This window comes from Pedobacter sp., from assembly GCF_040513095.1.
In the GTDB taxonomy this organism is placed as follows: Bacteria; Bacteroidota; Bacteroidia; order Sphingobacteriales; family Sphingobacteriaceae; genus Pedobacter.
The window spans coordinates 112945-121321 of sequence record NZ_JBEVDX010000011.1 but is presented as its reverse complement, the minus strand read 5'-3'; the positions used below and the strand labels follow the sequence as shown (position 1 = coordinate 121321).

8 protein-coding genes and 1 pseudogene are annotated in these 8377 nt (G+C 42.4%); 5 read left to right on the top strand and 4 right to left on the bottom strand.

Going from position 1 to position 8377, the window contains the following annotated elements:
* Positions 1–122, bottom strand: a pseudogene (locus ABWY16_RS02000) (transcriptional repressor); the annotation flags it as partial.
* Between the two features lie 63 nt (positions 123–185).
* Entirely contained in the window at positions 186–2393 is a 2208-nt protein-coding gene (locus ABWY16_RS01995; protein WP_353902975.1) for a RelA/SpoT family protein, read from the bottom strand.
* A 109-nt stretch (positions 2394–2502) separates the two neighbouring features.
* Between ABWY16_RS01995 and ABWY16_RS01990 the strand changes: the two genes are divergently transcribed.
* The 3 genes from ABWY16_RS01990 (at position 2503) to ABWY16_RS01980 (ending at position 5159) form a co-directional block, all read left to right on the top strand.
* Positions 2503–3123, top strand: coding sequence for a DUF4294 domain-containing protein (locus tag ABWY16_RS01990; protein WP_353902974.1), 621 nt, complete (start codon positions 2503–2505; stop codon positions 3121–3123).
* Between the two features lie 86 nt (positions 3124–3209).
* On the top strand, positions 3210–3926 hold the full coding sequence (gene bshB1, locus ABWY16_RS01985; RefSeq protein ID WP_353902973.1) for a bacillithiol biosynthesis deacetylase BshB1: 717 nt from the start codon (positions 3210–3212) through the stop codon (positions 3924–3926).
* A 96-nt stretch (positions 3927–4022) separates the two neighbouring features.
* Entirely contained in the window at positions 4023–5159 is a 1137-nt protein-coding gene (locus ABWY16_RS01980) for a redoxin domain-containing protein (protein ID WP_353902972.1), read from the top strand.
* Positions 5160–5277: 118 nt separating this feature from the next.
* On the opposite strand, the gene ABWY16_RS01975 is transcribed toward ABWY16_RS01980, so the two are convergent.
* Positions 5278–5682 carry a hypothetical protein gene (locus tag ABWY16_RS01975; RefSeq protein WP_353902971.1) on the bottom strand — a complete coding sequence of 135 codons (405 nt, stop codon included), beginning with the start codon at positions 5680–5682 and terminating at the stop codon, positions 5278–5280.
* On the bottom strand, positions 5679–7010 hold the full coding sequence (gene lat, locus ABWY16_RS01970) for an L-lysine 6-transaminase (protein WP_353902970.1): 1332 nt from the start codon (positions 7008–7010) through the stop codon (positions 5679–5681). Before lat ends, ABWY16_RS01975 begins: the two co-directional genes overlap by 4 nt.
* A gap of 363 nt (positions 7011–7373) precedes the next feature.
* On the opposite strand from lat, the gene ABWY16_RS01965 reads away from it, so the two are divergent.
* Positions 7374–7847, top strand: coding sequence for a sigma factor-like helix-turn-helix DNA-binding protein (locus ABWY16_RS01965; RefSeq protein WP_353902969.1), 474 nt, complete (start codon positions 7374–7376; stop codon positions 7845–7847).
* Entirely contained in the window at positions 7834–8340 is a 507-nt protein-coding gene (locus ABWY16_RS01960) for a hypothetical protein (RefSeq protein WP_353902968.1), read from the top strand. Before ABWY16_RS01965 ends, ABWY16_RS01960 begins: the two co-directional genes overlap by 14 nt.
* Positions 8341–8377 lie beyond the last annotated feature (37 nt).

Sequence of the window (8377 nt, the reverse complement as noted above, 5' to 3'; positions counted from 1 at the left end):
TCATCTCTGGAATATATTTCTTCTAAGATCGCAAAACGCTCAGGCGTTTTTCTCAGACTTTTATTTTCGAGGTAGGCTTCAAATATTTTTCTAACCAACTCGCTGTTGTGGTGTGTAGACATAGTTTTAAAACTCCTTTCAAAGGTATCAATTTTTAAACAGAACTATATGATTTATTCAATTTTTTAGGCATCGAAACGCGTAACACCTGTTACGCCCTTCACTTCCAAAAGATTTTTAATCAGGTTGTCAAGGTGCTCTTTATCATTTACAAAGATCATAATTGAGCCGTCAAATATCCCATTATCTGTATCCACGGTGATAGAACGCATGTTTACCTTAAAATCGTTTGAAATAACTTTGGTAATATTATTGATCAGACCTACATCATCAATCCCTACAATGTGTAAACCTGTAAGGAATGTTAATTCCTGGGCTTTGTTCCATTTGGCTTTTACTACCCGGTACCCATAATTTGCCATGAGCTGGGCAGCATTGGGGCAATTGGTACGGTGGATCTTGATGCCCTCGCTCACAGTAACAAAACCAAATACATCGTCTCCCGGTATAGGATTACAGCATGCTGCCAGGGTATAGTCAATTTTTTGCAGGTCTTCCCCAATGAGTAAAATATCAGATTCGGGTCCTTTTACCTTGTTTAAAAGCGCTTCGATCTGTTGGCCGTCATTCCTTTCTGTGCCCTTGTTTTCAATTTCTTTCTCACTTGCCAGGTATTCTTTGAGGTCTTTCAATTCAATCTTGCCATGGGCAACAGCAATAAAAAGTTCCTGTGTAGAAGCCAGCTTAAAGAAGTAGCTGAGTTTGTTAAGGTTATCAGTATTGTAAGTGATCTTCAGCGATTTCAGCTTACGTTCCAGGGTTTCTTTGCCTTCCTCCGCAATTTTTCTCTTTTCTTCTTTCAGCGAGGACTTGATTTTAGACTTGGCTTTTGCCGTTACTACGATACTCAGCCAGTCTTCTTTAGGCGTTTGCTTGCTGGAAGTAATGATTTCCACCTGATCGCCATTCTGCAGTTTATAGGACAGCGGCACCAGTTTGTGGTTTACCTTGGCACCAATACAGCGCGCACCTACATCAGTATGGATCTCAAAAGCAAAGTCCAGTGCCGTAGCTCCCAGAGGAAGCTGTATCAGTGCACCCTTTGGGGTAAAGATAAAAATCTCATCTGAGAACAGGTTCATTTTGAAATCATCAAGGAAGTCGAGCGCATTGGCCTCGGGATTATTGAGCATTTCGCGTACCTTCATAATCCACTGGTCAAGCCCATTATCATTGCTAGATTCTTTATATTTCCAGTGTGCGGCAAAACCCTTTTCCGCGATCTCATTCATGCGCTGTGTGCGGATCTGCACTTCCACCCATTGTCCTTTCGGACCCATCACAGTAGTATGAAGGGACTCATAGCCGTTTACTTTTGGTGATGAAACCCAGTCTCTCAGTCGATCAGGATTGGGGCGGTATAAATCTGTGACTATAGAGTAGGCTTTCCAGCAATCTGCTTTTTCATTTTCGGGTGTACTGTCCAGCACAATCCTGATGGCAAAAAGATCATATACTTCCTCAAAAGGAATATTCTTTTTTTTCATCTTGTTCCAAATGGAATGGATGGATTTGGGGCGTCCGTATATATTGGCAACAAAGCCCTGTTCTGCAAGTATTTCATTGATAGGATCTACAAAACGTTTCACGAACAGAGTACGCTCTGCTTTCTTTTCATTGAGCTGGGTAGCGATGAACTTGTAGGTGTCGGGTTCAAGGTATTTCATGGAAAGATCTTCCAGTTCCGATTTGATTGCATACAGGCCCAGACGGTGCGCCAGTGGTGCATACAGGTAGATTGTTTCAGAAGCGATTTTCAACTGCTTATGCCTTGGCATAAAATCCATAGTACGCATGTTATGCAACCTGTCTGCAAGTTTAATCAGGATTACCCTGACATCATCAGCCAGCGTGAGCAGCATTTTTCTGAAATTCTCAGCCTGAAGCGAACTGTTATAATCGAACACCCCGGCGATCTTGGTCAGGCCGTCAATGATCTTGGCGGTTTTCTTTCCGAATTCCCTCTCAATATCTTCGAGGGTGATATCCGTATCTTCGACTACATCGTGCAGCAGGGCACATACAATAGAAGTTGTTCCTAATCCGATCTCTTCAGCCGCGATCTGCGCCACGGCAATAGGATGATAAATATAAGGCTCTCCGGATTTTCTGCGCATCTCTTTATGGCTTTCGAGTGCCATGTCAAATGCCTTCCGGATTTCCTTTTTATCTCCCTTTTGCATGGTTGGCTTACATGCACGCAAGAGTGCCCGGTACCGCTTTAGGATTTCCTGCTTTTCTGCTTCTAAATCAATCACTAAGGTGTTCTTCATTGTATTATTTTCGTAATAATTCTGGGTAGTCAAACGTTTAAAGCTATATTAGATTCAGTTATAAACCTAATGTATTAAATTTACTTTAACTTTGTGGGAGTATAAATTTATGAAATTTTGCAGGTTATTTATTCTGTTATTTGTCATTATTACCACAGAAAGGCTAAATGCTCAGGAAAATCCTGCGTCTTATAAGTTTCCTCCAAGGGGTAAGAATGATACAATCAGGGTAGCTTCTACGAATGATAATGGCGAAATGATCCCCTGGATGTCTCTGCATGAGGTTGTTATCTATGCAGACCGCATATTTAAGAGTCCTGCAGACCGTGCTGCGTACAACCGGCTCCGTTATAATGTCTTAAAGGTAATGCCCTATGCACTTTTTGCTAAAAGAAGATACGAGCAGCTGGAAAGAGATCTGGCTCTGACCTCAGACCGTAAAGAACATAAAAAGTTGGTAAAGCAGTGTGATGAAGAAATCAAGCAGATGTTTAAAACGGAGATCAAAGAACTCACCATTACCCAGGGGCAGATACTCACTAAACTTATCGACCGCGAGGTTGGACGTACCACCTATCAAATTGTAAAAGAAACACAGGGCGGAGTGAAGGCCTTTCTTTACCAGTCGGTAGCGCGGGTGGTAGGCCATAATCTCAAAAGCACTTATAATCCCGAAGAAGAAAGAGACATTGAAGCCATTATTGCTTCTTCAGGATTTTACCGCCAGTGACAGGTACTGCTTTGAACAAAACAAATACATTACATTAAAAACAAGGAGAGCCAAAGTGCTGTCTGATTATAAAGAAGATTACGTACATGAAGTTAGATATACTCGTATTAGCTGTTCATCCCGATGATGCGGAACTAGGTTGTTCAGGAACTATTTTAAAACATATTGCCCTCGGTAAAAAAGTAGGGATTATTGATTTTACCAGGGGAGAGCTTGGTACACGCGGAACTGCTGAAACACGTGACACGGAAGCGGCCGACTCAGCCAGGATATTAGGGCTGCATGCCCGTGAAAATCTGAAATTTAAAGATGCTTTTTTTGAGAATGATGAACCTCACCGCCTGGAAGTAATTCGTATGATCCGTAAGTACCAGCCCGAGATTGTGCTTTCCAATGCTTTGCACGACAGGCATCCTGATCATAAACGTGCCGGCGACCTGTCCAATGATGCTGTTTTCTTATCAGGTTTACTGAAGATCGAAACCTTTGATGAAGGTGTTGCCCAGCAGCCCTGGAGGCCGAGATTGCTTTTGCAATACGTGCAGGATACTTATATTCAGCCTGACGTAATTGTTGATATTACTCCCTATATGGAAACCAAACTGGAATCGATCAGGGCTTTTAAAACGCAGTTCTTCAATCCGGAAGTAAACGGACCTGAAACTTATATCTCATCGCCTGAATTCTTTGAAAGCGCAATCGGGCGCGCCAGGGAATTCGGTAAATCGATCGGAGCTACCTTTGGGGAAGGCTTTACTTCTCGTAAACTCCTGGGCGTTGATAACCTTTTTGACCTGCGGTAATTACTTCTGAGAGGGGTATGAAAGATGTTATTTTTTTATCACTTCCGCAGGAACTCCTGAATTTTTCCCTTAATTTGAGTTAAATATAAAAACTGAATGAAGAAATTACTTATATCATTAATGATAGCCTCTCCGGCACTGGCATGCGGCCAGAACGGAGAATTTACGCTTAACGGAAAAATCGGTACCCTGAATTCTCCCGCTAAAGCATATTTAAACTATGTGGCCGACGGAAAGCAGGTATTGGACTCTGCTGTCATAACTAAAGGTTCTTTTGTATTCAAAGGAATAGTTACCGGCCCAACTATGGCCCGTATAATTTTAGACCATAAAGGCGAGGGATTGAAGAAACTCGGCAGGGCTGCCGACAATGAAATCGTTTACCTGGAGCCTGCAAATATTAACGTTGCAGCTAAGGATTCTGTTAAGTATGCCCTGATCACGGGCTCTAAACTGAATGACGAGAACGCGCAGTATATGAAGTTCATTGCTGCCCCGGTTGCTGGTATTACTGCTCTGAATGTAGAGTATGGTGCTGCTCCCGAGGAAAAACAGAAAGATCAGGCTTATAAAAGTGTAATGCAGGCCCGGTATGAAAAATATGTTGCTCAACTGAACGCACTACAGTCTGATTACGTCAAAGCTAACCCTGATTCTTACTTCAGTCTGCTGGCCCTGCGTGAAGTGGCTGGTGAAGGAAGTATAGATGTGGCAAAAGTAGATCCCCTGTACAAAGGCCTTTCGGAAAAGGTTCGCGGTACTGCTGCGGGAATTGAATTCGGTAAAAGTCTTGATGCCGCCAGAACAACCTCAATAGGAGTAATGGCACCCGATTTTACGCTGAACGATGTGAATGATAAACCGGTAAAACTTTCCAGTTTTCGGGGTAAATATGTGCTGCTGGACTTCTGGGCGTCATGGTGCGGCCCCTGCCGTGCAGAGAACCCGAATGTTGTAATCGCATACAATAAGTTTAAAGACAAAGGTTTTACTGTTTTAGGCGTATCGCTGGATCAGCCTGGTAAAAAGGACCAGTGGCTGGCTGCGATTGCCAAGGATGGTTTAACCTGGACCCAGGTATCAGACCTTAAGTTCTGGAACTCCGAGGCTGCTCAGTTATACGGGATAAACAGTATTCCTCAGAATTTCCTGATCGATCCCTCAGGAAAGATTGCAGCAACCAATTTAAGGGGAGAAGAGTTACAGTCTAGACTGGCCGAGTTGCTTAAATAGGCCTGTGATACTTTGAGGTCTCACCGACCAGTATATAAAAAAAGACATTGCTGAAATCCGGCAATGTCTTTTTTATATCGGCAGGCCTGAATCAAGCTTTGCCTGTATACCGCTGAAACTATTGGAAGGGGTGTTTTGTGATGATCACATTGCCAATGGCGCTTTTTTCATACATAGCTACACAGGAAGCATTAAAAGAGCTGTCAAAGTTTACACTGCCCGGTGCAAGTTCTGCAGGTACAGGTGTGCCTTCAAGGAAATAATAGACTTTGGTGGTCCCACCTTTATGGTGCGGTTTATAATTTCCGTAGGTTTCCATTTCAGACCAGATCGTATCTTTCAGCGAAACGGAAAATACATATTGAATTGGGCCGGTATTGTTCTCGTTTCTATATTCTGCAACCTGTTTAAACCCTGCCTTCAGGTCTCCCGCCCCGGGTTGGAAAAACGCGCCTTTCATCATCCATACTACCAAAAACAAGACCAGTACGACCAGGAATATATTTATCTTCTTATTTCTCATATTTTTGCCAGAATTTTATCCATAACCTCTACACCCAGATCAATATGGCTTTTTTCTATCATCAGGGCAGGTCGGAAACGTATTGTCTGCGGTCCGCAACCCAGGAACATTGTATTGAGTTCCAGCCCTTTTTCTATAAAAGTATTGCGCATTGCTGAATTGGGGAAGTCAAATGCACATAAAAGGCCTTTGCCGCGTACATTGCTCATCTGGTCATATTTTGTGGCTAAATGCTGCAGGTTATCTTTGAGATATTGTCCTACTACGGCAGCGTTATCACATAATTTATCTTCTTCAATAATCTGCATGATCTGTGTTGCCCTGACCATATCCACCAGATTTCCGCCCCAGGTAGAATTGATTCTTGAAGGTATGCGAAATACATTGTTTTCCACCTCATCAACTTTATGGCCGGCAAGTAGGCCGCATACCTGCATTTTTTTTCCAAAAACAAGAATATCCGGACGTGCCTTTTCGCTGTAGTGCTGATGGCACCAGAATTTACCAGTCAAACCAACACCTGTCTGTACTTCATCATAGATCAGGAAAGCATCATTTTCATCTGCAATGCTGCGGAGTTGGATAAGAAATTCTTCGCGCAGGTGGTTATCGCCGCCTTCAGACTGGATCGGTTCGATGATGATTGCACAGATATCATCCTTATTGTCTGCAAAGGCCTGTTTAATCTGGGCGATTGATACTTCTTCAGTATGGATAGCCTGGGCCAGGTGATCACCTTCCAGCGGAAAGGTAACCTCTGGTACAGAAACCCTCGGCCAGTCGAACTTGGCAAACCATTTGGTTTTTTCGGGTGATGTATTGGTAAGGCTTAATGTATAACCTGTTCTTCCATGAAAGGCCTTTTCAAAATGCAGTACCTTAAACCCTTTTTCTTCTTTATATCCTTTGGCAAAGTTTTTCTGAACCTTCCAGTCCATGGCTACTTTGAGTGCATTTTCAATGGCAAGCCCCCCGCCTGCAATAAAAAATGCATGTGGCAAATACTCAGGAATCCCGATTTTACCAAATGTTTTTACGAACTGTGCATATTGTTGTGTATAAACATCTGAATTGGAAGGATTAGCCATCGCCGCCAGGAAAAGATTGTGCCTGAAATTTTCGTCATGTAGCATCTTTGGATGGTTATATCCCAGTGGGACGGATGCAAAACAGGTGAAAAAATCCAGCAGCTTACGGTTGTACTTTGAGTCATACAAATATGCGCCCTGGCTTTTCTCCATATCATAAGTCATATCGAAACCGTCAGCTAAAACGTGCTGGCTTAAAGTTTCATTCACCTGGTCCGGAGCGACAGTTAGTTGGTACATAATTTTATTATTTGGTTCCTGTCAAATGTAGTAAAAACCCCCTGAATAACAAATCCAGGGCATATTTAGAGGATAAAAGCAAAAACCAACTTTAAATCATTTAAACCTTGTTTTTTATGGAAACAGGATCAGTGTGAACAAATGTTGATAAGTTGGCAGAATTTAATCATTTGCATGTTGTGCCATTTAATTAATAAATGTATCGTTTCAAGCGTTGTTCCTAAGCCTGTTTGGCCTCAGGCAGCGTAAAATGTTTATTTATTTTTAATTCCTCTAAACTTTATTTAATTTTATGCTTTATCAGAGCAGACAAAGGCCTGTGGTTGAGCCAAAAATAGTTATGCACTGACAGAGAAAAAACACATGCTGAAAACTGACAGACAGGTACTCACACAAAGCGGACCCGTAGATGTACGCAGTCTTTATGACAAGTATGCAGGAATTTTACTGGGTTATGTTTTTGAAAATGTAAAAGACAGAAAACTGGCTGAGGAATGTCTTGTGCATATATTTTGTGAACTTTCAGCAGCGTTCGGTGAAGAGAATTCTGACGGTCCTCAAAACTGGTCCCAGCTGCAAAGATTTGCAAAAGGTAAATTACAGGCTTTTACAGCAGTTGCAGAAAATGGTGCCGCTGCAGAAGGCATTGCCATGCACCATTCAAATGATCAGCACCTGGCAGCGCTTTCAGCAGAGCAAAAACGTGTGTTTCATGATATCTATTATCATGGGAAATCTGTCGGCCTACTTGCAGCAGAATTAAATAGAACTGAAGAATTCATTCGGAAGACTTTAAAAGAGGCTTTCGCTATACTAAGAAAAAGTGGTGAAAATTAATGAATACATAGAAAGCGGGGTACTGGAGGCGTATGTATTAGGTTCAGCCTCCGAAGCGGAAACCAGAGAGTTATTGTATCTGAAAGCAAAACACCCACAAGTATCAGAGGCATTGAGGGCATTGGAGACAGATCTGGAGCATATTGCGCAAAAGATGGCTATTACTCCCCCTCCCGGTACCTGGACGAAAATAGAAGCCAATATCAATGAAATCATTAAAGCGCGTGAATCTGATGCTTTAACGATAGATATGCCATACAGGGATCAGCCGCGGGAATCTTCGAGATCCCGGAAAAGCAGCCAGTTTGTGGAGGTTGAAGCTGAATCTGGTCATATGCGCATCCGCAAAATATGGAGGTGGATATTTGCAGGTGTTTTCCTGCTTGGGAAGATATTCCTGGCATGCGCCATCTATTTCTATATTGAAAACCGCCATAATGAAAAGGAAATAGAAATCTTAAAAACTGAACTGAGGAACAGCAGAGGTCAGTAAGACAATCTTTATCCGGAAACGCAAAAGGCATGAAGCA